Origin of the sequence: Pseudomonas sp. SWI7 (genome assembly GCF_006351945.1) — a bacterium.
GTDB classification, from domain to species: Bacteria; Pseudomonadota; Gammaproteobacteria; order Pseudomonadales; family Pseudomonadaceae; genus Aquipseudomonas; species Aquipseudomonas fulva.
Map to the genome: position 1 here is coordinate 3,119,714 of NZ_CP040930.1, position 25,720 is coordinate 3,145,433.

Here is a 25,720-nt window from a genome sequence, read left to right on the forward strand (position 1 = left end):
CGATGCCGTCGCAATTCGGCTTGTGTTTTTGTGTGGTCTTCATCGGTTACTCAAACAGCCGTATTTGCTTGACGACGTAGCCTGCTGGTTTCTTCTGTTTTTCCAATACGCCTTCGTCGACCAGACGCTGCAACCATGCCTTGGCCTGCGAGTTTGAAACGTCCAGCGCTGCGGCCACTTCGACGTCTTTCATTGGCGCATTCAAGAGCTGCTGAATCGCTGTACGCACTGCAGCGAAAAGCATTTCTGCCGGAGTCGAGTCCGGCTGAGGAGATCCCTTAGTCTCGCCAGTCAGTACCAGGCACTCCGGTGTGACTGGCGGCTCTTCCGATGCCGTAGCTTGTGGTTGCGCATCGAAAAAAACGTCGACAGGAGCCGAAGGGTCGCTCTCGGCCTCGGGTATTGGAGCGGCGTCGAGTAGCACGGGTGCCGTTGGCTTGGCGTCGGCCGGCGATGGCACGTCGTTCGAAAACAACGCAAACCCAGCTCGAGGGGTGGCCGTCGGTGTAGACATCGCTACGTTGAGTACCGCCTCGAACGAATCTACGTCTTGCGGGTTCGGCCAAGGAAGTGCGCCTTTCTTTCGCAAACCATCCAGCCCGGCGGAAGAGTCGCCTATCGTTCGAACGAAGACTGGGACGAACTTGAGTTTGTCGAGCTGCTCGACGGCACCCGCCCAAGTACCACCTTTGTTAAGGTCGGAACTCACCACGAGGGACGCATCAGCCAATGCGTAAATCAGCTTGTTCCGCTGCATGGCATGGCCGACGTTGAAGCCAGCGCTGGGATCGTAAGCAGAAACGAGCACCAAGTTACCGTCACGTAAATGATTTCTTTCCTCACGATTCATGACGGTCTTTTCAAGGTTTTCAGCAAGAACACCAATAACCTTTCCACCTGATTCCGAAGCACCTCGCATGGCTGCCTGATCGACGCCTCTGGCACCACCCGAAACTATGGTCCGACCAGCGCAGGCAGCCAGCTTTCCAATGGACATGGTGTAGTCAATCAAATCGTCGTTCACCCGGCGCGACCCGACAACGGCAAGTCCACCTGTTTCTAGTAGGCCAATATCACCACAGCCATAGAGTATCGCCGGTGCGTCCTCACGGAGCCGGGCTTTCAAGCGGCGTGGATACTCTGAATCGGCACGACTAACCACCCAAATAGCGCGCGCTTGCCAGCGCTCGATCACCTGACTCAGTAGAAATCCACGCGCCAGCAGTCGCAGCAGGCGGCTCTCATCAATCACCGGTTGGCATGCACGCAGAATCTCAACAGATCCTGGGGAAACGAGATCAGCGGGTTGACGTTGGATCTCGCGCAAATGGCGGGCGAGACGTTTGTATTCTCCGGGAGACAGCAGATCGGATGATGGTGTGCCACGTCCAGCAATGAGTGGCGCCGTCAGCAACAGGATCGCCTGGGTGTTGGGTGAAAGGACTGGCATTATTCGTCGTGCCCAGTTTGTGAAAGGGCCATTGGCCAAACCTCACCACTCCCCCCCATCCGCAAGAGCCATGCTGCCACAGTTAGAGTCCATCGAGAGTTAACGATGTCATCAACGAGGAGAACTGGCCCGCGCGGAATAGGCTGATCGACTAACGCGAGAGAACCGTCGAGGTTACGTGCCTGCTGAGTGGCGTTGGCCATAGTCTTCTGCTCTGGTCTGTCTTCCGTTTTCACGAGCATTTCATAAAAAGGCAGCCCTAACGAGTCAGCCAGCCTTTTTGCGAAATTCGGCACAATCTCGGGGTGCTTTAAAGATGGGATAGCAGTGACCCATTCTGGAGCGGGCTCCGGCCGCCACTGGGCGATCATCTCAGCACATGCCTGAACCAACTGATCGGAAAAAAAACCGTCTTGATACCGATTATCTCGAACAACGCGTCCCCAACCGGCATCCCCCCACACGCAAAGTGCTTTACCTGAATTGGCTTGGTGAGCGGGCGCGATGAACCCTCTGACACCGTACCGGGACATCCCGCCATCTGGCCACTTTTTGCGCGGCTCAATGGGCAAACTTGTCCGACGAAGAAATGCGACGGCAGCTTTAACCAGTTCTGTATCCACAGTTGTAGGCAGAGGCGGTAAGGCAGGCTCCGTGACAAGACTTGGATCGCCGTCGAGCGCGCCGACCAGGAAGCCCATGTGATCACCAAACGGCAGGCCTACGTAGTCCTGCATCTGCTGATGTTCGTCCCGTCGAAGCGCAGTGAGCCTTTCTGCTCGATCCCAGAAGCCGTCACTCAGCGTTGCTGCCGTGAGCTGCCACTTGCTGCCTTGCTTGGCGATGGGCGCTGGCGCCTCGAGGGAAAGCAACGCAATCGTTTTTTCGACACGCCCCTTGCTCAGATTGACTCGACTCAGCAACTCGGGGACGGACAATCCGTTGGACTCTTCTTCAAGCGCATCCAGGACATCGGCTACTTCCCGTCGAGTCGGAAAAGCACTTTGGATAAACCAGTCAGTAATGTCAGTTTCTTCTTCGCCGCTGAGCAGCACACCGTAGGCGGAGTCCAGCGCACGCCCCGCACGGCCAACTTGCTGGTAGTAGGCGACTACCGAACCCGGCATCTGGTAGTGAATAACAAATGCCAGATCAGGCTTGTCGTAGCCCATGCCCAAAGCCATTGTGGCAACCAACGCTTTGACCCGGTTATTGAGCAGCGCTTGTTCCAGTTGCTCTCGACGGTCACCGGTTTCGCGAGTGTAGGCCTCTACGTTGAGGCCTTGGGTTTTCAGCCATTCCGCCACTTGATTGGCGTCACGCACAGTCAGCGTGTAGATGATGCCGTGGCCTTGCAGCGTGGCGAGCTGCAAGGCCAGCCATGCAAGACGCTCGGCTTGGCTGGGCATGCGGATGGTCTGCAAAGAAAGTGAGGTGCGATTTAGATCGCCCCGAGATACATCGAGTTTGGGTCCGAGCACTGCTGCGAGGTCTTCCATCACCCTGTTGTTCGCAGTCGCGGTTGTAGCAAGCAGTCGAAGATTGGGCGGTAACGTCTTGACGATGCGTTCCAGCAGTCGGTAATGAGGGCGGAAGTCATGCCCCCAATCAGAAATGCAGTGCGCTTCATCGATAACCAATAACGAAATCTGCGCAGCAATACCTGCCAGCGCCTGCGTACGAAAACGCTCATTTGCCAGCCGCTCGGGCGAGATCAACAAAATGTCGATTTCCCCGTTGGCCAGCTTGCCTTCGACTGCCGTCCAGTCGTCCATGTTGTCGGAATTAATCGTGGCGGCGCTAACCCCCATCCCCTCTGCCGCAGCGATTTGGTTTCGCATCAGCGCGAGCAACGGCGAGATCAACAACGCAGGGCCCGCACCCGCTTCCCGCAGTAACTTGGTCGCGATGAAGTAGACGAAACTCTTGCCCCACCCGGTCTTCTGCACGACCAACAAGCGGCCGTTGCCTTCGACGATGTGGCGAATGGCATCTTCTTGGCCATCACGGAAAGTGGCATCAGCACGCCCAGAACCGGTTCGGAGCAGTTCCAGCGCGCGTTTTGGATCGTAGGCCACGTTATTGCTCTCCTTTACCTTTATTCTTATCGGGCGAGCGGTAGCCCGGGGCCAATACCGCGTTCTTGACGCCGTAGAGCGCCAGATGGTCTTTCAGCCACAGCCTGTATTCGTCGCCACACAAGCTGTGGTCGGACGAACAGTCAACACTCCACTGCCGCAAGATGTAACCGGCGGTGGCAGCGCGTAGCTTCATTCGCAGCGAACCGCCAACCATCCCGTAGTCCATCTGCGTGATTTCGGGGCGTGGCTGATCGGGGTGCGGCACTATTTCCAGCTCGACGATCCGAGTCCATTGAATGTCCTGGTCGTTGCGTTCATGAAGCTGAACGCATTCCCCCTTCATCAGGATCGGCCGCTTGATCCGGGTAATGACGAAGTCTCGAAACTCCTGCGACTTCCGGTCGAAGGCGCGGACGTGCCATCGCAGCCCGTTATCGATTAGTGCAAACGGGACAATCTCCCGCTTAGTGCGGCCACTGGAGATCGAGTGGTACTCAATGCCAAGCGGGCACTCCTGGTGAATCGCCCGGGTGACACTCGCCAGCACATCCAGATCCGGGTGCGTAAGCCGTGACGGACTCTCACTGGCCACCCACGCCTTGAGCCGCACCGGCTCGCCGTCGCCGAAGCCTTGGGTCAGCCACGACAGCACACGCTCAGGGGGAAAGTCGTAGACCGGATGGAAGTTCGGCCCAAGAACATAAGACTTGCCCCTGGAGTCATAGTCGATGTTGCCTGGAGCCAACTCCTTGTACAGCGCCAGATCTCTTGAAGCGGCGGCGGACTGGATGCCAAACCGCGCCACCAGGTCCTGGCGGCGTATATCCCCAATGAAGCGCACACGCAATTCCACGAACGCGAGGCGGTCGCGTTGTGGCTGAGTTAGATCTGCAAGCTGTTCGTTCGACATCCTGGCTGGCTCGTTCGGGTTAGCGAATGCTTGTGCGGGTTATTTCGGAAAGTATATGGTCCGCTCTAGAATCTGTACATGAATCTATTTTGATTTGTATATTCGTCGCCTTATGATTACCACAAGCGTCGCAGCGACAAGAGGATCGGTGCGAACCCTGTCCGGCTTGGACACTGATTCATGGAGCCCTGTAGGTCGAGCGATAGGGAGCAACATTGCGTGGTCTACCAGTGAAAGCTAAGCAATTCCCCTCTGATCTGCTGCTGTGGCTCACCCTCTACTGCAACCAAACACACAGCAGCGACTGCCGTAGTCCTTGGTCGCAGCCTTGCAGATATAGCTCACCCGGTGGAAGTACCGCCCCCCCTCCGCTGGATCATCCTGAGAGAGGTGGTATTCAGCGTTGGCAGGGATATCCACCAAACCATCGGCATCGTCGACAGAAATTTCCAACGCACTAGCCCATGCAGACCGAAGACGGTTGTAGGTGTTCTGTCGCGCTGATTGAATTCTGCGGGTCAAGGAATCGACGAATCTGGAGATGACTGATTACGTTGCCAGATTCAGACGGCAGATAACCGCTTGGACAAGTCGGAGCCAGAACGATGGTTCTGGCCTGTAGACTTTTCAGTCAGTTGTTCTGTGAATACGACCAGTGCGGTAGGTTCTCGCCCCAGCAGGCTTCATGCGCAGGTATTGGTTGTCCTTGGTCAGATAACACACGGCCTTGATGGACTTTCGACATGCCTCGCTGTCAGCTCGCTTGATCACCCCGATTCCGAGCTCGTCACCATAACGGGCCTTGTCATCGTTGCAGCTGAAAAAGTAACCCTGGCCACGAGTGATCTGTTCCCACAACTCGCCGACCTTTCTCGCCTTAGCGAAATCGCTGCGTACCTCGGCACCGTTGAAGAAGAAGGCCGCATGGATATGAAAGCCTTTATCCTCTCCGTGCTCGACTGTGCAGACATAGCCTGTCTCATGCTCGAAGATGGGATTACGCTCCCGCGCACGAATGAACTTATCCAGGTCATTGAACACATGCTCAATGCGCAAACGTGGACGAACCATCGTTCGATAATGCAGATCCACACGAATGACCACCGTGCGGGAGTAACGATCCAGCACCTGGCTGACGTACTCGCTGAGCGTGGCTTGCTTGCGACTGGCTTCGTAGCGGCGGTCATCCGCCTTGCGCTTGTACCGCTTGCTGCTGATCAGCTGACGTATCCGAGCGACCAGTATATTCATGGAAAGATGGAAATCCAGATACGCCGTCCCATGCTCATTGAGGCAGGTCACACCTGCCGGACCACGCTCCAAGCCAATGTCCTGACAAGCTTCCCAGAAGGCTTGCAGGTGTTCGCTGTAGACGTAGGGGTGAAGGTCATCGAAGAGGTCAACCATCTGCTGCATTGAGTCGAAGTATTTGGAGAGCCTGGTCCGTTGTGCACGTTCGTATCCAGATTGAGTTTGGATGATCTCGAAAGCTGGCTTGTCAGTACGCTCAATGGACTGAACGAGTCGTTCGATCCTGATCGAGGCTTGAGACTGGGAGAAGCTGATGAGGGCGGTATTGCTGAATGAGTGCATGGTTGAGTACCTGGTTGGTTGGATGCACACCAGATACTCAGTGAGTATGTTTTAACCGCTGAGACATTCTCCGCTCAAGGCTATTGAAAGGTCGTAACTTATTGAATATGACTATAATAGATTGGTGGTATTGAGTAGAGGCTATGGCTATCTATATGGCTATATCAATAAAACCAGCTTCGCGAAGGAAGGCACTGCCCAGGGAAGCGGCACAATGGAAAGCGACATTGCCCAGCCTATCAGTGCTTTTTGCTATGAGCCCGTCGAGGGAGTTGTCTGAGATGGGAACCACCTCAGCCGGCTGATGCGGCATAAAGCACCATGACCGGGGCTTCCCCGGTCATGGTGCTTGCTTATTCACTTTTCAATTAGGCTGCAGCGACCTCGGCCAGGTCACGCTCCTCTATCCTTGCCAGGATCCAATCATGCACCTCGCCTTCAACCCAGCCGACGCAACGGTCACCCAGCGAGACCGGCTTGGGGAAGGTCCCTTCCGAGATGTACTTGTAGACAGTGGACCGGCCCAGACCGGTGGAATCGATGACGTCTTTTAGACGAATAATCCTCATGAACAGGCTCCTCATGTTTGTTCAGAGGATTGGTGGAGCTTGTAAAAAAATACCCATGAGCACGAGCACCAGAATTCATTTGAGTCAGTTCAACGTTTCCAGCAAACGCGGGAAGCAGAGAATCACTGGAAGGATTCGCTGAAGCTCAGCCCGGCAAACTGGAGCAGCATGGTCGCTGCGATAAGAGCCGCTCTCATCACCGAGCTGCTGGCAGAAAACTCACCTTTGGGGCAAAGTCTGCATTGCAATCGACCTATATACCGAACAGACACACTCGCCCTTCCGTTATTTCAGCCCGCTCAGGACGACTAAGCTTCCCACGCCCCCGATCTCTCCCCAGTACAGTCGCAGTTTTGTGCACACATCCATGAACTTTTAGCGCACAAGGCATCGCCGCGCCATATCCACATTATCGTCTAAAATTGGCTTATTACGCCAATTTTTTCGAGTTTTTCAGGATATCAAACCCAGCTTATATTGGGTCAAAGTGGCTACAGCTACGACATAACGAAACATCGTACAATTACAACGTAACGTCATGCGTATTGATACTGCGTAGTGAAATCTAGTAACGTTATTTTGTTATACAACATATCTTAGTATGAAATAACATTACATAAACATCTCACAGAGCCCAATGCATGCGACTTCAAAAGCTTGAGAATCGCTCCTCATCACCCCCCCAAGAAATGATGCTTGACTGGCTCAGCCCTGACGATTGGCGGCAGCATAGATGGGTGATTGATTACTTGATCGCGAAGAGAGAGCAGATTCGGAAGTACCCTGAAGCCTCGGACTACGACAACCTCGTCAGCTGGAGTCGCAACCTTGGGGATGAGGCCATCGATGAACTGCTGATAAGAAATATGAAGGCAGCATGGCGACAGAAACAGCACAGGAACCGACAAATCAGTAAAAAGTCATACAGTTTCATCCTGGATAGCGAGGTAAAAGCTCAGCTTGACGACCTTGCCAAGCGACAGAAAAAAACGATTATCGATACCTTGGAGGGCATAATTCAGCAAGCAGCACGCAAAGCCCAAAAAGCTGATGATAAAAAGCAACAGGCAACGAAGCCATCCGAAACTGCTCCGAAAAGAACTCCACGAGATTGGTAACTACGCCTTTGGGGGCACATACGAAAATAGCGGAAGCACGTGAGCAAACCGCCTCTCTCCGCACCCCGCCCAACTCGACAAAAAGCCATACCTCCGCCAACCTCTTTCCAATGAGTTTCCGCTAACAGTATTCCAAATAGTATTCCATGAAATTTTTTAACCGAATTTTTATCTTTAAAATCATATAGATACAGGTCTTGTTCAAATTACCCCGGCTCAGCAGCCTACGATATCAATATATCTGTGAGCGCCAGTCGGCACTTGAGATTTGGGTACACAGCGTCAATCCGATAAGCCGGACGCCCATGCAACCACGCTCAGGATTAGCCCATCCCACCCAAAACCTCAGACTTCCCCCCTTCCCTGTAGTCCATTTCCCAAAGATACTCCCCTCCCCTGTTTCCCGTTGCGTCAGCCTTCCCAGCGTCCTAGTCTCACCCCGTCGTTGCCAACCCAACGACACGACTTTGACAGGTCGCAGCGGTAAACAACTAAGCGGTCGCCCTTATGGCGGCTGTACGTGCGGGCACGCTTGCGTGCGCCGGATCTTGTTGTTTCCGCCGGTCTGTCAACCCACGTACAGCTGCCACCCACCGTTTGACAGCGGCGGATGTCGGCCCAGCAACGGAAGCAACTCATGTTAAAAATCGTCCCTGATCCACCACCCACACCCGTCATCCTGGAAGACACCCTAACCCTAGCCGCCGACTACGCCCTCTGCGCCGAAGCCGTGGCCCAACAAGCCCTCCTCATGCAGCCCCGCTCCCCGGCAGCCCCACTGATCATGGCCTCCATGCACGAGCTCGAATCCCTGCGCCGCCTGCTGGAATCCGCCCTCCTGCAAATCCATCACCCTCCCTCGCGACACCCCACGCACTAACCCTCAAGCCCCTGGCTCAAGCAATTCGGCAGTAACCCAGCCGCAGCTCAAAAACAGCTAGCCCAAAAACTTCAGGGAGCCACACCCATGCCCACCGCACACACCCCCTGCACCCCAGGCCAAACCGTCTTCTACCAAGGCGAAAACCACACCCACGCGCTGTTCCGCATCGAGCCAGGCATCCCCTGCCAACACGCCCGCGAACAGGCTTCGGAATTGATGGGTTACGCCCGCGACCTCACCCTCGAAGGCTTGATGGAAGACAAACCCAAACTGATCTGGGCCGCCCACTATCTCTGCGCACTCGGCAAAGCCCTGCTGGACGACGCTGAACTGGGCATGATGCGCTGAGCCTGCAGATCCCGGCGAAATGAAGCTGCTCATTACGCCGGGACTCGCACAAGATCAGGAGGCCCGGGAGTTCTTTGGGGAATTGGCTAATGAAATACTGCGGGGCTCTATCGTCTTGCTCCAAGAAGATCAGAGAACGAGATTCGGCTGACTTACACTGCTTTTCTATCCATAGAAAAGAATCAGAGTGTCTTCCCTGTAGGTGACTTCCCAAAGACACTGGCCAGGCCGATTCCTCATTGCACACCTTGAGAACACACAGCAGTCTCGACGTGCCGTTTTATGGCAGCTTTGCGTGTGGCACCTTGGGTGCGCCGGGTGCCTGACGTCCCGGTCGGCTAACTCACGTAGAGCTGCCACCTTTTTGGCTAGCCCCGGTTTGCCGCTGCAGCGCCCTGCATTATTCGCAGCGCTAAAGCTCTGGCACATCCATAGTCAGTACGTCTAAAACAACCCCAAACTTTCAGATTTTTTTCCTTCCCTGTAGTCCATTTCCCAAAGATACTCCCAACCCACCTTTCCCATTGCGGTCGTTTTTCCGCCCCCTTAGTCTCAGCACGTCGTTGCACATCAACGACTAGCTTTGACAGGCTGATGACGACCAAGCACGCGGATTGCCTATGGCGGCTGTGTGTGGGGCACCTCGTGTGCGCCGGTTTGGTCTTCACCGGTCTGTCAACCCATGCACAGCTGCCACCACTTGTTTGACAGCAAGCGTTGGTCGCTCCACTGAGGACCAGAACATGCTGAAGATCGTCCCTGATCCACCACCTCCACCCGCCACCCTGGAAGACACCCTAACCCTAGCCGCCGACTACGCCCTCTGCGCCGAAGCCGTGGCCCAACAAGCCCTCCTCATGCAGCCCCGCTCCCCGGCAGCCCCGCTGATCATGGCTTCCATGCACGAGCTCGAATCCCTGCGCCGCCTGCTGGAATCCGCCCTCCTCCAAATCCATCACCCTCCCTCGCGCCCCCCCACGCACTAACCCTCAAGCCCCTGGCTCAATCAAAACGGCAGTAACCCAGCCGCAGCACAAAAACAGCCAGCCCAAAAAACTTCAGGGAGCCACACCCATGTCCACCGCACACCCCCCCTGCACACCCCCCTGCACCCCAGGCCAAACCGTCTTCTACCAAGGCGAAAACCACACCCACGCGCTGTTCCGCATCGAGCCGGGCATCTCCTGCCAACACGCGCGCGAACAGGCTTCGGAATTGATGGGTTACGCCCGCGACCTCACCCTCGAAGGCTTGATGGAAGACAAACCCAAACTGATCTGGGCCGCCCACTACCTCTGCGCACTCGGCAAAGCCCTGCTGGACGACGCTGAACTGGGCATGATGCGCTGATCCCGGTCCCCCGGCGCACCTGCGCGCCGGGGCTGTCGATCAGGTCAAACCGGACCCGACACCTGGGGCACTGCGCGCCCCGAGAGAAAACGTGGCAACACCACCATATGCGGCAGTGCAAATGCCGCCAGCACCACGAACAGCGCCCGAATGCCGGTCTGCTCCTGCTGCCAGAACACAGCCCCACCCACCAGGGCAAACACCCCTGCCCCGACGAGCACTGGCCAGGTGCGATGCAGGTAGTCGCCCATCGACAAGGCACCTACCATGCGCTCGCGCACACGGGTTTGGGGTTCGGCGTGCAGCAGGTAGAACCCGAGCGCAAACCCGATCAGCGGCGGGGTTACCACCACCAGCAGCAAGGTCAGCGCCAGTCGTAGGTCACGCTGTTGCCAGGCATTCATCAGCAGCACACCGAGAGCAATCAGGCCGGCACACGCCAGCGTCACCGCTAGCCATCCGCCCAAGGCAGAAGAGGCACCGGCCGCCATCGCCAGGTTGAGCAATTGGGCTACTGCGTCACTGTGCAGCACCGCAGGCCCGCCCAGGATGAACAGCCCCAGCGCAATCTGCTCATGCCGCCGCTGGAACACCTCGTCCTCATGGGCGAAGTGCCAAACCGACAGTAATAAAAAGGCGGTAAGCGCCAGCGCCCCCGCCACTTGCCAGACCAAGGCGCACACCACGGCCACGCCTAGGTAACTGAGCACAAAGCGCCTGCGCTGCCCGTGCTCGATCAGGTACAGGTCGCTTGCCCCATGCAGCAGGCCAAGCCCGAGCCCGACCAGCAGCACGTAAGCCAGCGGTGCCAGCCCGCCTGCAAGGCTGGCCGCTATCGCTAGCCCCACAAGGGCGCGCCAGCTGCGCCCTGTGCAGGTCATGCTCAGTAGCCTCGGCCTACCGGCACGGCGCGCAGGTTACGTTCCGAGGTGAAGGCGTAGACGACCTTGGCCAGCACATCGAGCACCAGGAATACCCACACGGTGGTGGCGTCGCTCACGGCCCAGAAGCCTTCTGGGCCGACGGCGAAGACCACGGGATAGATCAGCCACAGCACGGTGAGAAAGCCTACGTTGCGGCGGTAGGCGGGGCTGACGCCGGGTTGTTGGCTGGCGATGCTGGCGACAGGTTTCCACAGCAGGTACAGCACGCCGGCAAAGGCGGCGCAGGACCAGGCGAAGAACACCCATTTGATCACGCCGTAAGGGGCCAGGGAGGCGATCAGGCCGGTGACGATCATGATGACGTCGAGGGTGACGATGGCGGTGATGTAGCCGCTTTTGCCGTACAGGTCGCGGGTGCCGTAGTAGGCGGAGCTGACGACGCCGGCCAACAACAGTGGGGTGGTGAAGGCCCAGTCCACGTAGCGGGCCAGGTAGGTGACGCTGCCGTCGACTTTGATCAGGTTGCCGACGCCCAGGTACATGCACAGGTAGGCGGTGGCGGCGATGAAGGGGACGGCGGCGTGGATGAGGGTGTGGCCCAGAAGCGGGCCGTAATGTGCGCCTTTGATGTAGATGGCCAGTGATGCCAGGGCCATGACGATGAAACCGATCAGCAAGGGGGTTTGGATCATTTGAGGCTCCGCTACCAGCAGTAAAAGGCCCGGGTGCATGCAAGGGGATGCCGGGGTTCGCCGCGGGTTATTTAGCCGCTTCGTTTACGGATGGAGAGGGGGGTGAGATTTTTGGTTCAAAATGTTTCGGGGGTCGGGTGCGATCTTTTCAAGGTCACCCGACCCACTGTGGGAAGCGGCCTTGTGCCGCGATGGGCTGCGCAGCAGCCCCAGGATTTAAGCCAGCACCTCAAATCGCCGGGGCCGCTATGCGGCCCATCGCGGCCGGTCCGGCGCTCCGGCGAGGCCGCTCCCACACGGAGGGCGTTTTTCTGTCAGATCACTTAACCGTTGTGTGGAGTAGTGGATCTGCCAATTCGTGGTTTGAAGCCAAGATACTGGGGCCGCTATGCGGCCCATCGCGGCGCAAGGCCGCTCCCACACGGATCGCGTGCGCCCGCCGAATCACCGAGTCATCGGAGCAAGCGCCCCTGCCAGATCACCGCTTCGTCAGCCCATCAAACGCCTTGTCCAACCCCGCATCCGCATCCACCAGCTTCTGCCGCCGCTGCTCCATCCAGGCCTGATCCTCCTTCAACCGCGCCTGGGCCTCAGCCAACATGCGCCGCACTTCTTCAGGCTGCGGCCCACCAGTACCCTTGCGACTTTGCACCATGGCGCGGGGGGACAGGCTGGCGCGGAAATCCGCTTCGCTCAGGGGCAGGGTGTTGTCCTTCCATTTGTACTTGTCCGCCGCCTGGGTGAACAACGCCTGCGCATCGGCGTAGGCGAAGTCCTTGGGCAAGGTGCCGTCGGCGCGGGCTTTTTCGACGATCAGCGAGGCGAAGCTGTGGCCGATGCGGAAGGGGACGTGGTGCTTGCGCTCCAAGGTGTCGGCCAGCTCCATGGAGGTGGTCCAGTCGGCGTCCAGTTCTTCTTCGGCGCGTGCGGCGTTGATTTTCAGGGCGTCGAGCACCTGGTCCAGGCGCTTGAACATGTCCCCCGTGGAGCGGAACAGGCCCAGGTCGTCGAAGGCGGCCTTGTAGTCGGTCATGCCGGTGGTGACGTTGTGGGCGCGCAGGGTGGTGGCGTTGGCCAGGCCGACCACGTCGGAGGCGGCTTCGCGAGTGCGCATCAAGAGGCCAGGGTTGCGCTTTTGCGGCATGGCGCTGCTGGTGTAGGTGGCGCCTTCGTCGAGCAGCAGCCAGGGGCGGGTCTGGTGGTACTGGGTGTGAATGTCGCCGATGAAGGCGCCGATGCGAATGGCCGAGGACGAGACCAGGCCGGCGGTTTCCAGCGGGATGTCGTAGGTCGAGACTTGGCTTGCGTCCAGCGAGTTCTCGCGCACGCCGTCAAAGCCCAGCAGCTGGGCCAGGCGCTCGCGGTTGATGGGGTAGCCGGAATTGGCCAGCACGGCGGTGCCCATGGGGCTGAGGTTCAGGCGGGCGTAGAGTTCGTGCAGGCGTTGGGCGTCTCGCTCGAACGAGGCCTCGTAGGCCAGCAGGTAATGGGCGTAGCTGATGGGCATGGCTTGCACGCCGTTGGTATAGGCCGGCACCAGGGTATCGACGTGTTGGGCGGCCAGGGTGAGCAAGCGCTGGCGGGTGGCGTCCAGGGCGTCGCCATAGGCCAGCACGTGGCGGCGCAGCGAGGCCAGGCGGTAGGTGGCGTACATGTCCTGGCGGCTGCGCCCCGAGTGAATCAGCGAGGCCTCGGGGCCGACCTTGTCGGTGATGATCTGCTCCAGTTGCAGCACATCGCTGGGGCGCTTGCCGTCTGGCTGGGTGGCCTGGTCGATGGCGTGGCGTACCCCGCCTGCAATGGTCGCGGCCTGTTCGGCGGTGACGATGCCGGTTTCCTTGAGCATCACCAGCGAGGCTTTGTTGATGCGGTTGAGGTAGTCGAACTGGGTCTCGCCGTGGCGCTGGCCGTCGGGGGTCTTTTCCACGAAGGCGCCGATCTTGCGGGCCTGTTCGGCGCATTCGGCGGTGGTCTTGCACGGGTTGTCGGCGGTGTTGGCGGCCTGGGCCGCGGGGCTGGTGAGCCAGGCGCAGGCGATGGCAAGGCACAGCAGTGATCTTGTTGTTGTCATGGTGGGTCCGCTCGGGGCTTGTGGAAGGCTGGCGGGCTGGTGGCACCCTTGGAAGGTCAACCTACACCCCTGCCCCCTTGGCCGAAAGTGAAACCACCGCCGGATAGGCGGTGGCATCGGTGCAAGGGCAGGGTTGATCGAGCCGCTGGTTAGGGCATGCCGAGAAACTCAGGCAGCGCCAGGGAGATGTACGGCACGTAGGTGACCAGGATCAGGAACAGCAACAAGATCGACAGCCACGGCAGCGCTGCGCGAATGGTCTGGCCCAATGTCAGGCCCGTCACGGCACTGGTCACGAACAGGTTCAACCCCACTGGCGGGTGAACCAGTCCGATCTCCATGTTCACCACCATCACGATGCCCAGGTGGATCGGGTCGATGCCCAGTTCCATGGCGATGGGGAAGAAGATCGGCGCCAGAATCAGGATGATCGCCGACGGCTCCATGAAGCTGCCGGCAATCAGCAGCACCACGTTGACCATGATCAGGAAGCCGATGGGCGTCAGGCCTTCGGAGAGCACCCACTGGGTGATCTGCTGCGGGATCTGCTCGGTGGTCAGCACATGGGCGAACAGCATGGCGTTGGCGATGATGAACAGCAGCATGATGGTCAGCCGCCCGGACTCCAGCAACACCTTGGGGCACTCGCGCCAGGTCATGTCCTTGTACACGAACAGGGCGATGAACGCCGAGTACACCGCCGCCACGGCCGCCGCTTCAGTGGGGGTGAACATGCCGCTGTAGATGCCGCCCAGAATGATCACCAGCAACAACAGCCCCCAGAACGCCCGCCGCGCGGCCGTAAGCCATTCGCGGAAGCTGGCACGTGGCTGGGCAGGCAGCTTCTTGACCCGCGCCACGATGTAGATGGCTACCATCAGCGACACGCCCAGCAAGATCCCAGGGATCACGCCAGCCATGAACAACTTGCCCACCGACGTTTCGGTCGCGGCTGAATAGACCACCATCACGATCGACGGGGGGATCAGGATGCCCAGCGTACCGGCGTTACAGATGATGCCGGCGCCGAATTCCTTCGGATACCCCGAGCGCACCATGCCGGCCACGGCGATCGAACCCACTGCCGCCACCGTGGCCGGCGACGAGCCGGACAACGCAGCGAACAACATGCAGGCCAGCACGGCGGCAATGGCCAGGCCGCCCCGAATGTGCCCCACGCAGGCGTTGGCAAAATCGATCAGACGCTGCGCAACGCCGCCGGTGGTCATGAAGGCGCCAGACAGCAGGAAGAAGGGGATGGCCAGGAAGGTGTAGCTATCAGAGGTTTCGAACAGCTTGATCGCCAACGAACTGAGCGAGTCCTGGCTGAACAGCAGAATCGACACCGCCCCCGACAGGCCCAGGGAAATGGCAATGGGCACGCCCAGGAACATGAAGATGAACAGCAGCAGGAACAGGCAGATAACGGTCATTGCTGCGACTCCTCACCGGGGTTGGCCAGCTTGCTCGCCTCGGCCGCTTCGTCGGCCAGGCCCAGGTTGATCTGGCGGTGGGTGTAGATGCGGTAGAGGATTTCCAGGTAGCGCACGATGATCAAAGCGAACCCGAAGGGCACAATCATCGCGATGTGGCCGATCTTGATGCCGTAGCGGTCCAGGTCTTCGGCCCCGATGCCAGCCGCCAGCACAGCGCTGACCCATTTGATGCTGGCAATCAGAAACAGCCCGGCATACGCCAGGCAACAGGCGCAGGCAACCATGGCCAGCACACGCTGCACCGGCTTGCGGGTGCGCCTGACCAGCACATCGACCCCAAGGTGGCCGGCGGTACGTACGCCATAGGCGATGCCGAAGAAGATCAGCCAGCCAAACAGGGCCTTGGTCAGGGCGATGCTCCAGGTCATTTCCTGGGCGTAGCCCATCAAGTGGTCACCGATGTTCAACAGCGGCTCGCTGGCAAAGGTCCAACGGTCGCTCAAGTTGTAGAACATCGTGTAGAGGTTGTTCAGCGCTACGTAGATGAAGGTGATGAGGGTCATGGCCGCCAGAAGAAAGGCGATCATGCCTTCCTCGAAGCGCTCCCAGACGCGCCGTAACGTTTGCATGGGCATTCTCCGCGCAGAATGAGGCTGAGCCGCCCACGCAGGGGCGGCTGCAGGCGGGGCCAATCAAGTGGCTGTGTTGGCGTCCTGGGCGGCTTTGATCAGGTCGGCGCCAATCTGGCCTTCGAACTTGTCCCAGACCGGACGCATGGCTTTGCGCCATTCGTCACGCTGCTCGGGGGTGAGCGCATCGACCTCGCTGGTCTTGGCGTCGATGATCTTCTGCCGCGAGGCCTGGTTCAGCGCCTCGGCCTGCTTGTTCACCTCGACGGTGACCTTGTCCATGATGCCCTGCAGTTCGGTGCGCACATCTTCAGGCAGGCCGTTCCAGAACTTGGCGTTGGTGATCACCATGTAGTCGATCAGGCCGTGGTCGGTCTCGGTGAAGAACGGCTGCACTTCGTTGACCTTCTGGCTTTCGTAGTTCGACCAGGTGTTCTCGGTACCGTTGACGGTGCCGGTCTGCAAGCCTTGGTACACCTCGGCAAAACTCATCTTGCGCGGGTTGGCGCGCACGGCCTTGAACTGCTCTTCCAGCACGCTGGAGGCTTGTACGCGGAACTTCAGGCCACGGGCATCCTTGGGCAGCAGGATCTTCTTGTTAGCCGACAGCTGCTTCAAGCCGTTATGCCAGTAGGCCAGGCCGCGGATGCCCTTGTCTTCCATGGAGGTGAGCAGCGCCTTGCCTTGGGGCCCCTGCTGAAAGCGGTCGACCGCCGCTAGGTTGTCGAACAGAAACGGCAGGTCGAAGATTTGCACCTGCTTGTTGTAGTGCTCGAATTTGGCCAGCGAGGGCGCCAGCATCTGCACGTCGCCCAGCAGCAGCGCTTCCATTTCCTTGCCGTCGCCGAACAGCGACGAGTTGGGGTAAACCTCGACCTTGACCTTGCCCTTGAGCTTGTCATCGGCCTCCACGAGCTTCTGGAACATGAGCGCGCCCTGGCCTTTGGGCGTGCTGTCGGCCACCACGTGGGCGAACTTGATGATGACCGGGTCCGCGGCGTAAGCGAACGAGGTCAGGGAGACGGCGGCGGCGCAGAACAGCGCCTGGGTCAGCTTCAACATGGGTTTCACCTGTTATTGTTGTTGGTAAGGTCAGCAGGGAAGCGTAGCCAAGATTACGGTGGCGCAAGTATAGGTGTTTGGGGAATCTGCTTTTGTGTAAGGCTGCGTTCGGCAAAAGCGAACGCCGACCCTCATGGCCTGGCCTGGACCATAGCCACTAGCCAGCATGGGCCAACGCCAGCAGGCGCTGCGCGCGCAATACCACTGGCGCATCGACCATCTGCCCGTCCAGCTGGAAGGCCCCTGCCCCACCCGCCGCTGCGCTGCCCTCGAGCACGCGCTGCGCCCAGGCCAGTTCGTGCTCGCTGGGCTGCAAGGCCTCGTGAATCACCGGCACTTGGCTTGGGTGAATGCACAGCGCCCCGCCATAGCCCATGTCGTAGGCATGGCGCATGGCCTCGCGCTGCCCTTGCGGGTCGCGGATCGCAGGAAACACACCGTCCAGCGGCGGCGCCAGGTCGGCGCCCCGGGAATGCAGTTGCACGGCCATGCGGGCCTGGTCGATGAAGCGTTGGCCTGCCGGGCTGTCGGTGTTCAGGCAAAGGTCCAGCGCCAGGTCCAGGCTGCCGAACGACAAGCGCTCGACGCCCTCGGCGCCGGCGATACGTTCAAGGGCCAACAGCCCCTTGGCGGTTTCGATGATCGGCACGACGGCCTTGCCCGTCCGGGCGGCAACCGCCACCTGTGCGGCGCTCTCGACTTTGGGCAGCAGCACCGTGGTCACGCCCAGATGCTGCGCGCACAATTGCAAGTCCTCGGCGTGGTTTGCATGGCTGGGTGCGTTGACCCTCACCCACACCCGGGCGTCGGGGTGTTCGCCCAGAAAGCGCGCCAGGTGCTCGCGGGCCTGGGCCTTGAGCGGTTCTTCGACCGCGTCTTCGAAGTCCACGATCACGGCATCGGCACCGGCAGCCAGGGCCTTGGCGAAGCGCTCCGGGCGGCTACCGGGCACGAACAGGGCGGAGCGAACGATGGGGTATGGCATGCTTTTGCTCCTCTACTAAACCACGCCTGCGCTGTTCAATTGCGCCTGCTGATCGTCGCCATACCCCAGCTCGGCCAGGATCGCGGAGGTGTGCTGGCCCAGTGCAGGCACCGGGTCCATGCGCGGGCTGAAGGCCGCGTTGCGCCCCGGCGGCAGCAGGGACGGCAGCTTGCCCGCCGGGCTGTCCACCTCGCGCCAGCGGTCACGGGCCTGCAACTGGGGATGCTGCCACACCCCTTGCATGTCGTTGACCCGGGCGTTGGCGATCTGGGCGGTCTCAAGGCGCGCCACGACGTCTTCCAGGCTCAGCGTGGCGAAACCGTCGACGATGATCTGGCGCAGCAGGTCGCGGTTCTCCGAGCGCAGGTAATTGGCGCAGAAGCGCTCGTCAGTGGCCAACGCCGGGTCGAGCAGCACCTTCTCGCAGAACAGCTGCCATTCACGCTCGTTCTGCAACCCCAGCATCACCGTGCCGCCATCGCCTGTGGGGAAAGGGCCGTACGGGTAGATGGTCGAGTGCGAAGCACCCGCGCGAGGCGGTGGCGGTGCACCGTTGTAGGCGTAGTACATGGGGTAACCCATCCACTCCACCAGGCTTTCGAGCATGGACACGTCGATGCGGCTACCCACCCCGGTGCGATCACGCAACAGCAGGGCCGAAAGCACGCCGGTATAGGCGTACATGCCAGCGGCGATATCGGCCACCGAGCATCCAGCCTTGGCCATCCCCTCCTCGCCTGGGCTGCCGGTGACCGACAAGAAACCGCCTTCGCTTTGAATCAGCAGGTCGTAGGCCTTTTTCTTCTCATAGGGGCCACCTTCACCGTAGCCGGAAATATCGCACACGATCAGCCGCGGGAAGCGCGCATGCAGGGCCTCGAACCCCAGGCCCATGCGCGCCGCAGCGCCAGGTGCGAGGTTTTGCACCAGCACGTCGGCCTTGGCCAGCAGCCCTTCGAGGATGGCATCGGCCTGAGGCTGCTTCAGGTCCAGGGTCAGGCTTTCCTTGGAGCGGTTGGTCCACACGAAGTGGGACGCCAGGCCGTCGACGCGCTGGTCATAGCCTCGGGCAAAATCACCGCTGCCGGGGCGTTCGACCTTGATAACCCGGGCGCCCAGGTCGGCCAGTTGGCGGGTGCAGAACGGCGCGGCGATGGCGTGTTCCAGGCTGACGACGGTGATGCCGTCCAGGGGGCGGGGGGCAGATGCACTCATGGCAAGGTCCTGTGCGGGAGTCATGGCAGGTCGGCCAGCGAGCGGGTATCGCGCAGCTGCCAGACACGTTGGATCAAGGCACGGCCGTCGGCCGCACTGCGCTGGCCGGCGTAGGCCAGCAAGCGCTGGAACTTGTCCTCCAGTTCCGCGCGGGACAAGGTGTTGCCGGGGTCGCCCTTGGGTTCGTCAATGGCAGCAGTGAAGCGGCGCCCGTCCTTGCAGCCCACTTCTACCCGGCCCAGCCACCGGGCCGGATAGGCGGCGTCCACCTCGGGGTCCAGCTGCATGCGCACCTTGTCGCGGAACCCCGCCACGTCCGGGTCGCTCAGGGCCAGGTCGCGGAATGTCAGCAACTGCGCGCTGCCGTGCACGGCAATCAGGCCGAGCACCGTGCCCATGGAGAACTTGGCCTGGTGCACGCTGGTGGGCACCTTCACCCGGCCGAGCACGTCGATGGCGCCCTGGTGCACGTGGGCGATCACCTCGGCGATGTCGCCGTGGCGCAGCCCTTCGCGCTGCATCAGTTCGAGCAAGGCATCGGCCGCCGGGTGGGTGTGGCGGCACGAGGCGTGGAACTTGAACGAGGTTTCGGCCAGCGCCCAGCGGCTGCCCAGGCGGTCCGACAGGCGGGCCGGGTCGGCGTCGCTGGACATGCCGGCCGCCAGGCCCTGGTCGCCTTCCAGAATGTTGCGCGCCCCGCTCAGGCCATCGGCGGTCAGGTAGGCCGCCAGCAGCCCGTCGGCAGCGGCCTTGGCGGTGTGCAGCTGTTTCGAATCGGCCGCATCGCGCAAGAACTCCCACAGCCCGGCCGCCTGAGTGCCGGCACTGCCCAGCACGTTGATGAACTGGGCCTGGTCGAAGTTCATCAGCTTGCCCACCGCGACAGCCGCGGCCAGGGTGCCGACGGTGGCGGTGGTGTGGAAAATGCGGTAGTGCGAGCGGCCCATGAATTCGCCGATGCGAATGCCAGCCTCATAGCCGGCCACAGCCGCCAGCAGCAGGTCCGGCCCCGACTTGTCCAGGTCCTGCGCGGCAGCCAGGGCTGCGGAAAACACCACCGTGGCCGGGTGCAGCACCGAGCTGTTGTGCAGGTCGTCCTGCTCCACCAGGTGCGACGCTGCGCCATTGACCAACGCAGCGAAATACGGCGAGGTGCCACGGCCGGTGCTCATCAACCGGGCTTTACCGGCAGGTGGCCCCATGCGCTCGGCGTAGCGCTCGAACAGCGGCACCGGGTGCGCGCCCTGGCTGGCCAGGGCCGAGCCGAGCCAGTCGAGGAACAGGTCTTCGGTACGCGCCAGCACGGCGGGCGGGATGTCCTGGTAGCGCAGGTCGGCCAGAAAGGTGGCCAGTGCTTGGGTATCACGCATGGGCATACCCTCCTTCAGAAGCTGCGCGGCAGCTCGAGCAGGTGCTCGGCCACGTACGACAGGATCAGGTTGGTGGAAATCGGCGCCACCTGGTACAGGCGGGTCTCGCGGAATTTGCGCTCCACGTCGTACTCGTTGGCAAAGCCGAAGCCGCCGTGGGTTTGCAGGCAGGCGTTGGCCGCCTCCCACGAGGCTTTGGCTGCCAAGTACTTGGCCATGTTCGCGGCAGCACCGGCGTTGGCGCCGCTGTCGTACTCGGCGCACGCCCGCCAGCGCATCAGGTCGGCCGCCTCCAGTTCGATGTGGGCTTCGGCGATGGGGAATTGCACGCCCTGGTTCTGGCCGATCGGGCGGCCGAACACCACGCGGTCGCGGGCGTACTGGCTGGCCTTTTCGACGAACCAGCGCCCGTCGCCGATGCACTCGGCAGCGATCAGCGTACGCTCGGCGTTCAGGCCGTCGAGGATGTAGCGAAAACCCTTGCCCTCCTCGCCGATCAGGCTGCTGGCCGGGATGCGCAGGTTGTCGAAGAACAGCTCGTTGGTTTCGTGGTTGACCATGTTGGCAATCGGCTGCACGGTCAGGCCGTTGCCAATGGCCGTGCGCAGGTCCACCAGGAAGATGGACATGCCTTCGGACTTGCGCGTGACCTGCGCCAGCGGCGTGGTACGCGCCAGCAGGATCATCAGGTCCGAATGCTGGATGCGCGAGATCCACACTTTCTGCCCATTGATCACGTAGTCGTCGCCCTCGCGCACGGCCGTGGTCTTGAGCTGCGTGGTGTCGGTGCCGGTGGTCGGTTCGGTCACGCCCATCGACTGCAGGCGCAGCTCGCCGCTGGCCAGCTTGGGCAGGTAATGACGTTTCTGTTCCTCGCTGCCGTGGCGCAGCAAGGTGAACATGTTGTACATCTGCCCGTGGATGGTGCCGGAGTTGCCACCGCAGTGGTTCACTTCCTCGAGTATCACCGACGCCTCGGCCAGGCCCAGCCCTGAACCGCCGTAGGCCTCGGGGATCATCGCCGACAGCCAGCCGGCGTCGGTCATGGCCTTGACGAAGGCTTCGGGGAAGGCCTTCTGCTCGTCCAGGGTGCGCCAGTATTCGGCCGGAAATTCGGCGCACAAGGCGCGCACGCCTTCGCGGATGGCGTTGAGGTCATCGCTGTCGTAGCTGTGCATGGCAGGCTTCTCTACGGTGCTGAAAGGGGGTCAGTCGAAGGTGACGTCGGCGCTTTGCGCCACGCCGGCAGCGTTGCCGGCCCACAGGCGCGCCTGGCCTGGGCCGTCGAGGCAGCCGCTGAGCTGGAAGGGCGTGGGCAGGGTCAGCGGGCGCAGGCTGCGGTAGCTGTAGCGGCGCAGGCGGGCACCGGGGTTGGCGCGCAGAAAGGCCCGCAGGTTGAGCGTCGCGATCAGGGGGCCGTGCACCACCAGGTCCGGGTATCCCTCGGTGGCGGTGACATAGGGGTAGTCGTAATGGATGCGGTGGCCGTTGAAGGTGACCGCCGAATAGCGGAACAGCAGGGTCGCGGTGGGCGTGACGGTTTCACCCCAGGTGCCGGTTTCACAAGGCTCGCCTGTGCTCGCCTTGGGCGGGGTCGGCTCGCGGTAGACGATGTCCTGCTCTTCGCGGATGCACAGCTGGTCGTGCTGGGTGTAGTCATGGCGCACCGTCACGAACAGCAAGGCGCCACTGCGGCCGTGTTTCTCCTCGATGTGCAGGATGGTCGAGGTACGCTGCGCCTCGCCGCCGACCACCAGCGGGGCGATGAACTCGACCCGGCCACCGGCCCACATGCGGTTGCGCCCGTCAGCCGGCGGCAGAAAGCCCCCGCGTGCCGGGTGCCCGTCGGTGCCCAGTTGCGCTTCGGGTACAGGGTCTTGAAAGAAGCACCAGGTCCACAGCGGCGGCAACGCCTCGCCATGGGCCGGGGCGGTCTCGCCGAACGTCGCCGCGATGCGCTGCACCAGGTTGCGGCTGAGCACATCCCAGGCGTGCTCGGTGCGGCCGAGCCAAGGGCTGTAATCAAAGGGCGTAGTGGGCATGGGTGGGCCTCTGGAATTGTTGTTATGGCAGGCCGCTTGCAGACGCGTCATCGACGCTGCGCAGGCGACAGGGACGATCATGCGACCCTGTCGCGCATTCTGTGAATTTGCATTTCCATAACCCGGCGTTCATAAATGCCGAACGCCTTCCCTACCCAGGACTTGCCCATGCACTTCGATCTGGCTGACTTGCGCCTGTTCATCCACATCGGCGAATCTCCCAGCCTGACCCAGGGCGCCCGCCGAGCCCACCTCTCTCCCGCCGCCGCCAGTGCGCGTATCAAGGCGCTGGAAGCGCAGCTCGACACGCGCTTGCTGTACCGCGACAGCCGCGGCGTCGAACTGACCCCGGCCGGGCACACGCTGTTGACCCACGCACGCCTGGTGATGCGCCAGGTCGATTACCTGAAGGCGGAGTTCACTCAGTTCGGCGGCGATTCGGCGGGGCATATCCGCATCTTTGCCAACACCACGGCGGTGACCGAGTTTCTGCCCGAGGTGCTGGCAGGCTTTCTGGCGCAACGGCCGGGTGTCACGGTCGACCTGCAGGAACGCCTGTCCCGCGACATCGTGCGAGGCGTGCTCGATGGCAGCACCGACATGGGCATCATCGCCGGCCCTGTGGAGGCCAGCGGCCTGCAGGTGATGCACTTCAGCACCGATCGGCTGGTGCTGATCGTGCCCGCCGGCCACGAGCTGGCCAACCGCCGCCAGGTGACGTTGAAACAGACCCTGGCCTACCAGCACATCGGGCTGCACGACGGCAGCACCCTGCTGACCTTTCTGCGCGACCAGGTCGAGCGCATGGGTGAAACCCTGGCCCTGCGTATCCAGCTGTCGGGCTTCGAGGCCATCTGCCGCATGGTCGAGGCAGGCGTGGGCATCGGCATCATTCCCGAGTCGTCCGCATCGCGCCACAGCCACACCATGAACCTGGTGACCATCGCCCTGGACGAACCCTGGGCCGAGCGCGAACGCAGCATACTCGTCCGGGAGCTGGAGGCCCTGCCGGGGACGGTGCGCGCATTGATCAAGACGTTGATGCCTGCGAACTAGGCGAGCCATTACGCTCGGGTTATCTGACCGTCAGATCGGGTGCAGGACAGTGGTTCAGATTTGCACTGCAGAAGGATAAATCCTACTGTGGCGCGTCGTTTTGGATATGGACAATAAGGATATGGCCCAAATCATCCCAACACTCGGCGCGTGCCGTTTCGACTCGCCCGGGGAAAAACGCCTGGCTGAGCGCCTCGAAAAGAAACTCCCCGATGACTGGTTATGCTGGTTCAACGTGCCGGTTGGCCCAAAGGGGCTGCAACCGGACTTCGTCCTCCTGCACCCTGAAGTGGGCTTGCTCATTCTCGAGGTCAAGGACTGGAAGCTGAGCTCGCTGAAAGAGGTGACGATCAACGAGGTCACCAAGCTTGAGAACGGCCGCGAAGTCACCGTCATCAACCCCATGGCGCAGGCCCGCAAGAACGCGTTCGAAACGAAGGAAGCGCTGGAAAAGGACCCCGCGCTGACCCAGAAGCCAGGCTCTATCCGAGCGGGCAAACTGTTGATGCCCTATACCTGGGGCGTCGTGCTGCCAGAGATGACGCGCAAGGAATTCACCTCGCTGCAAGCCGGTTCGGCCTTGCAAAGCGTGCGTGTCATCTGCAAGGACGAAATGTTCGAAACCGTGGATGCAGGCCTGTTCGAACAACGTTTCAAGGCCATGTTCGTGCAGCACTTTCCCGTGGCGCTGTCGGACGAGCACGTGGACCGCGTGCGTTACCACCTGTTCCCGGAAATTCGCCTGAACCCTGCACGTGCCCAGTTCGGGCTGTTCGGTGAGCAGGAGGCGCCCATGCCCAGCCTGATCAAGGTCATGGACCTGCAGCAGGAGCAACTGGCGCGTTCCATGGGCAGTGGGCACCGGGTGATTCACGGCGTGGCCGGCAGCGGCAAAACCATGGTCCTGGTGTACCGCAGCCTCTACCTGGCGCGCACCTCCAGCAAGCCGGTGCTGGTGTTGTGCTACAACAAGACCCTCGCAGCGCGCTTGAACCAGGTGCTCAAGGCGCACCAGCAAGACGTTCAGGTAGTTGCCATGAGCTTTCATGCCTGGTGTCGCAAGCTGCTGACCGATGCGCAGCTGCCCATCCCTCAACTCAAGGGGCAGAAGTTCTTCCAGGCGCTCGAGGACGATGTGCTCAAGCACATGGCGGACGGCAAGCTGGACGGTGATCGGTATGCCGCGATCCTGATCGATGAGGGCCACGACTTCAAACCGGAGTGGTTCCGCCTGGTCGTTCATCAACTCGACCAGGAGCAGGAAAACCTGCTAGTGCTCTACGACGACGCCCAGGCCATCTACCGCGGCAAGGCCACCCTTGCCTCGAAGATGACATTCAGCTTCGCCAGTGTAGGGATCAAGGCGTCAGGGCGGACCACCATCTTGCGCATCAACTACCGCAATACGCTGGAAGTGCTGTCGGTCGCGCATGCGTTTTCCAAGGATTTGCTCAGCGCCCGGGATGCCGAAGATGACCATATCCCGGTACTGGCCCCGCAAAGCGCAGGCCGGCGCGGCGACTTGCCGCAACTGCTCAGCCACCCTGGGCTTGTGCAGGAAGCCCAATGCATTGTCGCCCGGCTTGAGCATGAGCAGGCAAACGGCCGGGCATGGCAAGACATGGCCGTGATTTACCGAGAAGGTTTCCAGGCCACCTGGATCGAGGACACACTCAAGGCCACGGGCATCCCGTACACCAGCGCCAAGACCGTTTCCAAACGCAGCGCGCTGTATGGCGAGAACACGGTGAAGATCGTGAGCATGCATTCGAGCAAGGGGTTGGAATTCGGGTTCGTGGTGATTCCGCGCTTGCACGAGATGCCGGTGCAGGGCGAAGACGAAGCCGATGAGATGCGCTTGCTGTATGTAGCCATGACCCGCGCCGTGGACAGGCTGGTGATGACCCATCAGACCCACTCCGGATTCACCGAACGCCTGCAGGAGGCAGTGGCTCAGGTTCAAGCGAGCCTTTAGC

Annotated in this window: 24 protein-coding genes; 7 read left to right on the top strand and 17 right to left on the bottom strand. The window is 60.9% G+C overall.

Annotated features, from left to right (window positions below):
• Positions 1–46 precede the first annotated feature (46 nt).
• The 6 genes from FH041_RS14315 to FH041_RS14340 all read right to left on the bottom strand — a co-directional run bounded on the left by FH041_RS14315 (position 47) and on the right by FH041_RS14340 (position 6,603).
• A complete protein-coding gene (locus FH041_RS14315; RefSeq protein ID WP_140175131.1) occupies positions 47–1,453 on the bottom strand; it encodes a DNA-processing protein DprA in 1,407 nt (468 codons plus the stop codon).
• Entirely contained in the window at positions 1,450–3,528 is a 2,079-nt protein-coding gene (locus tag FH041_RS14320; RefSeq protein WP_140174745.1) for a RecQ family ATP-dependent DNA helicase, read from the bottom strand. Before FH041_RS14320 ends, FH041_RS14315 begins: the two co-directional genes overlap by 4 nt.
• Position 3,529: 1 nt before the next feature.
• Positions 3,530–4,441 (bottom strand): WYL domain-containing protein, encoded by a 912-nt coding sequence (locus FH041_RS14325; RefSeq protein ID WP_140174747.1) that lies wholly within the window; start codon positions 4,439–4,441, stop codon positions 3,530–3,532.
• A 270-nt stretch (positions 4,442–4,711) separates the two neighbouring features.
• Entirely contained in the window at positions 4,712–4,963 is a 252-nt protein-coding gene (locus tag FH041_RS23265; RefSeq protein WP_168199543.1) for an inovirus-type Gp2 protein, read from the bottom strand.
• Positions 4,964–5,068: 105 nt separating this feature from the next.
• The gene (locus FH041_RS14335) at positions 5,069–6,034 is read right to left on the bottom strand and encodes an inovirus-type Gp2 protein (RefSeq protein ID WP_140174749.1); all 966 of its coding nucleotides are present in this window, start codon (positions 6,032–6,034) and stop codon (positions 5,069–5,071) included.
• Between the two features lie 368 nt (positions 6,035–6,402).
• The gene (locus FH041_RS14340) at positions 6,403–6,603 is read right to left on the bottom strand and encodes an AlpA family transcriptional regulator (protein WP_140174751.1); all 201 of its coding nucleotides are present in this window, start codon (positions 6,601–6,603) and stop codon (positions 6,403–6,405) included.
• Between the two features lie 641 nt (positions 6,604–7,244).
• Between FH041_RS14340 and FH041_RS14345 the strand changes: the two genes are divergently transcribed.
• From FH041_RS14345 to FH041_RS14365, 5 genes are all read left to right on the top strand, one after another.
• Entirely contained in the window at positions 7,245–7,721 is a 477-nt protein-coding gene (locus tag FH041_RS14345; RefSeq protein ID WP_140174753.1) for a hypothetical protein, read from the top strand.
• Between the two features lie 637 nt (positions 7,722–8,358).
• Entirely contained in the window at positions 8,359–8,601 is a 243-nt protein-coding gene (locus tag FH041_RS14350; RefSeq protein ID WP_140174755.1) for a hypothetical protein, read from the top strand.
• Positions 8,602–8,688: 87 nt separating this feature from the next.
• Positions 8,689–8,952 carry a DUF3077 domain-containing protein gene (locus FH041_RS14355; protein ID WP_140174757.1) on the top strand — a complete coding sequence of 88 codons (264 nt, stop codon included), beginning with the start codon at positions 8,689–8,691 and terminating at the stop codon, positions 8,950–8,952.
• A 743-nt stretch (positions 8,953–9,695) separates the two neighbouring features.
• Positions 9,696–9,938 carry a hypothetical protein gene (locus FH041_RS14360; protein WP_140174759.1) on the top strand — a complete coding sequence of 81 codons (243 nt, stop codon included), beginning with the start codon at positions 9,696–9,698 and terminating at the stop codon, positions 9,936–9,938.
• A gap of 88 nt (positions 9,939–10,026) precedes the next feature.
• The gene (locus FH041_RS14365) at positions 10,027–10,302 is read left to right on the top strand and encodes a DUF3077 domain-containing protein (protein ID WP_140174761.1); all 276 of its coding nucleotides are present in this window, start codon (positions 10,027–10,029) and stop codon (positions 10,300–10,302) included.
• Positions 10,303–10,346: 44 nt separating this feature from the next.
• Here FH041_RS14365 and FH041_RS14370 read toward each other — a convergent pair whose 3' ends face one another.
• The 11 genes from FH041_RS14370 to FH041_RS14420 form a co-directional block, all read right to left on the bottom strand.
• On the bottom strand, positions 10,347–11,183 hold the full coding sequence (locus tag FH041_RS14370) for a beta-carotene 15,15'-dioxygenase, Brp/Blh family (protein ID WP_140174763.1): 837 nt from the start codon (positions 11,181–11,183) through the stop codon (positions 10,347–10,349).
• 2 nt (positions 11,184–11,185) lie between these two features.
• Positions 11,186–11,878, bottom strand: a complete 693-nt coding sequence (locus tag FH041_RS14375) for a bacteriorhodopsin (RefSeq protein WP_023534529.1) — start codon at positions 11,876–11,878, stop codon at positions 11,186–11,188.
• Positions 11,879–12,356: 478 nt separating this feature from the next.
• Complete coding sequence (locus FH041_RS14380) at positions 12,357–13,949, bottom strand: argininosuccinate lyase (RefSeq protein WP_140174765.1); 1,593 nt, start codon at positions 13,947–13,949, stop codon at positions 12,357–12,359.
• A 149-nt stretch (positions 13,950–14,098) separates the two neighbouring features.
• Positions 14,099–15,382, bottom strand: coding sequence for a C4-dicarboxylate TRAP transporter large permease protein DctM (gene dctM, locus FH041_RS14385; protein WP_027915195.1), 1,284 nt, complete (start codon positions 15,380–15,382; stop codon positions 14,099–14,101).
• On the bottom strand, positions 15,379–16,014 hold the full coding sequence (locus FH041_RS14390) for a TRAP transporter small permease (protein ID WP_027915196.1): 636 nt from the start codon (positions 16,012–16,014) through the stop codon (positions 15,379–15,381). The genes dctM and FH041_RS14390 overlap by 4 nt, the downstream gene beginning before the upstream one ends.
• Positions 16,015–16,077: 63 nt before the next feature.
• A complete protein-coding gene (locus FH041_RS14395) occupies positions 16,078–17,076 on the bottom strand; it encodes a TRAP transporter substrate-binding protein (RefSeq protein ID WP_140174767.1) in 999 nt (332 codons plus the stop codon).
• Positions 17,077–17,233: 157 nt separating this feature from the next.
• Complete coding sequence (locus FH041_RS14400) at positions 17,234–18,061, bottom strand: CoA ester lyase (RefSeq protein WP_110607058.1); 828 nt, start codon at positions 18,059–18,061, stop codon at positions 17,234–17,236.
• A gap of 15 nt (positions 18,062–18,076) precedes the next feature.
• Complete coding sequence (locus tag FH041_RS14405) at positions 18,077–19,276, bottom strand: CaiB/BaiF CoA-transferase family protein (protein ID WP_140174769.1); 1,200 nt, start codon at positions 19,274–19,276, stop codon at positions 18,077–18,079.
• A 20-nt stretch (positions 19,277–19,296) separates the two neighbouring features.
• Complete coding sequence (locus tag FH041_RS14410; RefSeq protein ID WP_140174771.1) at positions 19,297–20,646, bottom strand: MmgE/PrpD family protein; 1,350 nt, start codon at positions 20,644–20,646, stop codon at positions 19,297–19,299.
• A gap of 14 nt (positions 20,647–20,660) precedes the next feature.
• Positions 20,661–21,824, bottom strand: a complete 1,164-nt coding sequence (locus FH041_RS14415) for an acyl-CoA dehydrogenase family protein (RefSeq protein ID WP_023534647.1) — start codon at positions 21,822–21,824, stop codon at positions 20,661–20,663.
• 30 nt (positions 21,825–21,854) lie between these two features.
• Complete coding sequence (locus FH041_RS14420; protein WP_027915201.1) at positions 21,855–22,688, bottom strand: MaoC family dehydratase N-terminal domain-containing protein; 834 nt, start codon at positions 22,686–22,688, stop codon at positions 21,855–21,857.
• Between the two features lie 168 nt (positions 22,689–22,856).
• On the opposite strand from FH041_RS14420, the gene FH041_RS14425 reads away from it, so the two are divergent.
• Both FH041_RS14425 and FH041_RS14430 read left to right on the top strand, forming a co-directional pair.
• The gene (locus tag FH041_RS14425; RefSeq protein ID WP_027915202.1) at positions 22,857–23,744 is read left to right on the top strand and encodes a LysR substrate-binding domain-containing protein; all 888 of its coding nucleotides are present in this window, start codon (positions 22,857–22,859) and stop codon (positions 23,742–23,744) included.
• A 121-nt stretch (positions 23,745–23,865) separates the two neighbouring features.
• The gene (locus tag FH041_RS14430; protein ID WP_140174773.1) at positions 23,866–25,719 is read left to right on the top strand and encodes a DEAD/DEAH box helicase; all 1,854 of its coding nucleotides are present in this window, start codon (positions 23,866–23,868) and stop codon (positions 25,717–25,719) included.
• Position 25,720: the final 1 nt, after the last annotated feature.

Excerpts from the sequence above, each read along its gene's own strand:
- FH041_RS14380 (WP_140174765.1), bottom strand. The coding sequence starts at position 13,949 with ATGACAACAACAAGATCACTGCTGTGCCTTGCCATCGCCTGCGCCTGG.
- FH041_RS14350 (WP_140174755.1), top strand. The coding sequence starts at position 8,359 with ATGTTAAAAATCGTCCCTGATCCACCACCCACACCCGTCATCCTGGAA.
- FH041_RS14370 (WP_140174763.1), bottom strand. The coding sequence starts at position 11,183 with ATGACCTGCACAGGGCGCAGCTGGCGCGCCCTTGTGGGGCTAGCGATA.
- dctM (WP_027915195.1), bottom strand. The coding sequence starts at position 15,382 with ATGACCGTTATCTGCCTGTTCCTGCTGCTGTTCATCTTCATGTTCCTG.
- FH041_RS14425 (WP_027915202.1), top strand. The coding sequence starts at position 22,857 with ATGCACTTCGATCTGGCTGACTTGCGCCTGTTCATCCACATCGGCGAA.
- FH041_RS14345 (WP_140174753.1), top strand. The coding sequence starts at position 7,245 with ATGCGACTTCAAAAGCTTGAGAATCGCTCCTCATCACCCCCCCAAGAA.
- FH041_RS14340 (WP_140174751.1), bottom strand. The coding sequence starts at position 6,603 with ATGAGGATTATTCGTCTAAAAGACGTCATCGATTCCACCGGTCTGGGC.
- FH041_RS14325 (WP_140174747.1), bottom strand. The coding sequence starts at position 4,441 with ATGTCGAACGAACAGCTTGCAGATCTAACTCAGCCACAACGCGACCGC.
- FH041_RS14420 (WP_027915201.1), bottom strand. The coding sequence starts at position 22,688 with ATGCCCACTACGCCCTTTGATTACAGCCCTTGGCTCGGCCGCACCGAG.
- FH041_RS14405 (WP_140174769.1), bottom strand. The coding sequence starts at position 19,276 with ATGAGTGCATCTGCCCCCCGCCCCCTGGACGGCATCACCGTCGTCAGC.
- FH041_RS14415 (WP_023534647.1), bottom strand. The coding sequence starts at position 21,824 with ATGCACAGCTACGACAGCGATGACCTCAACGCCATCCGCGAAGGCGTG.
- FH041_RS14430 (WP_140174773.1), top strand. The coding sequence starts at position 23,866 with ATGGCCCAAATCATCCCAACACTCGGCGCGTGCCGTTTCGACTCGCCC.
- FH041_RS14375 (WP_023534529.1), bottom strand. The coding sequence starts at position 11,878 with ATGATCCAAACCCCCTTGCTGATCGGTTTCATCGTCATGGCCCTGGCA.
- FH041_RS14365 (WP_140174761.1), top strand. The coding sequence starts at position 10,027 with ATGTCCACCGCACACCCCCCCTGCACACCCCCCTGCACCCCAGGCCAA.
- FH041_RS14390 (WP_027915196.1), bottom strand. The coding sequence starts at position 16,014 with ATGCAAACGTTACGGCGCGTCTGGGAGCGCTTCGAGGAAGGCATGATC.
- FH041_RS14400 (WP_110607058.1), bottom strand. The coding sequence starts at position 18,061 with ATGCCATACCCCATCGTTCGCTCCGCCCTGTTCGTGCCCGGTAGCCGC.
- FH041_RS14335 (WP_140174749.1), bottom strand. The coding sequence starts at position 6,034 with ATGCACTCATTCAGCAATACCGCCCTCATCAGCTTCTCCCAGTCTCAA.
- FH041_RS14355 (WP_140174757.1), top strand. The coding sequence starts at position 8,689 with ATGCCCACCGCACACACCCCCTGCACCCCAGGCCAAACCGTCTTCTAC.
- FH041_RS14360 (WP_140174759.1), top strand. The coding sequence starts at position 9,696 with ATGCTGAAGATCGTCCCTGATCCACCACCTCCACCCGCCACCCTGGAA.
- FH041_RS14410 (WP_140174771.1), bottom strand. The coding sequence starts at position 20,646 with ATGCGTGATACCCAAGCACTGGCCACCTTTCTGGCCGACCTGCGCTAC.
- FH041_RS14395 (WP_140174767.1), bottom strand. The coding sequence starts at position 17,076 with ATGTTGAAGCTGACCCAGGCGCTGTTCTGCGCCGCCGCCGTCTCCCTG.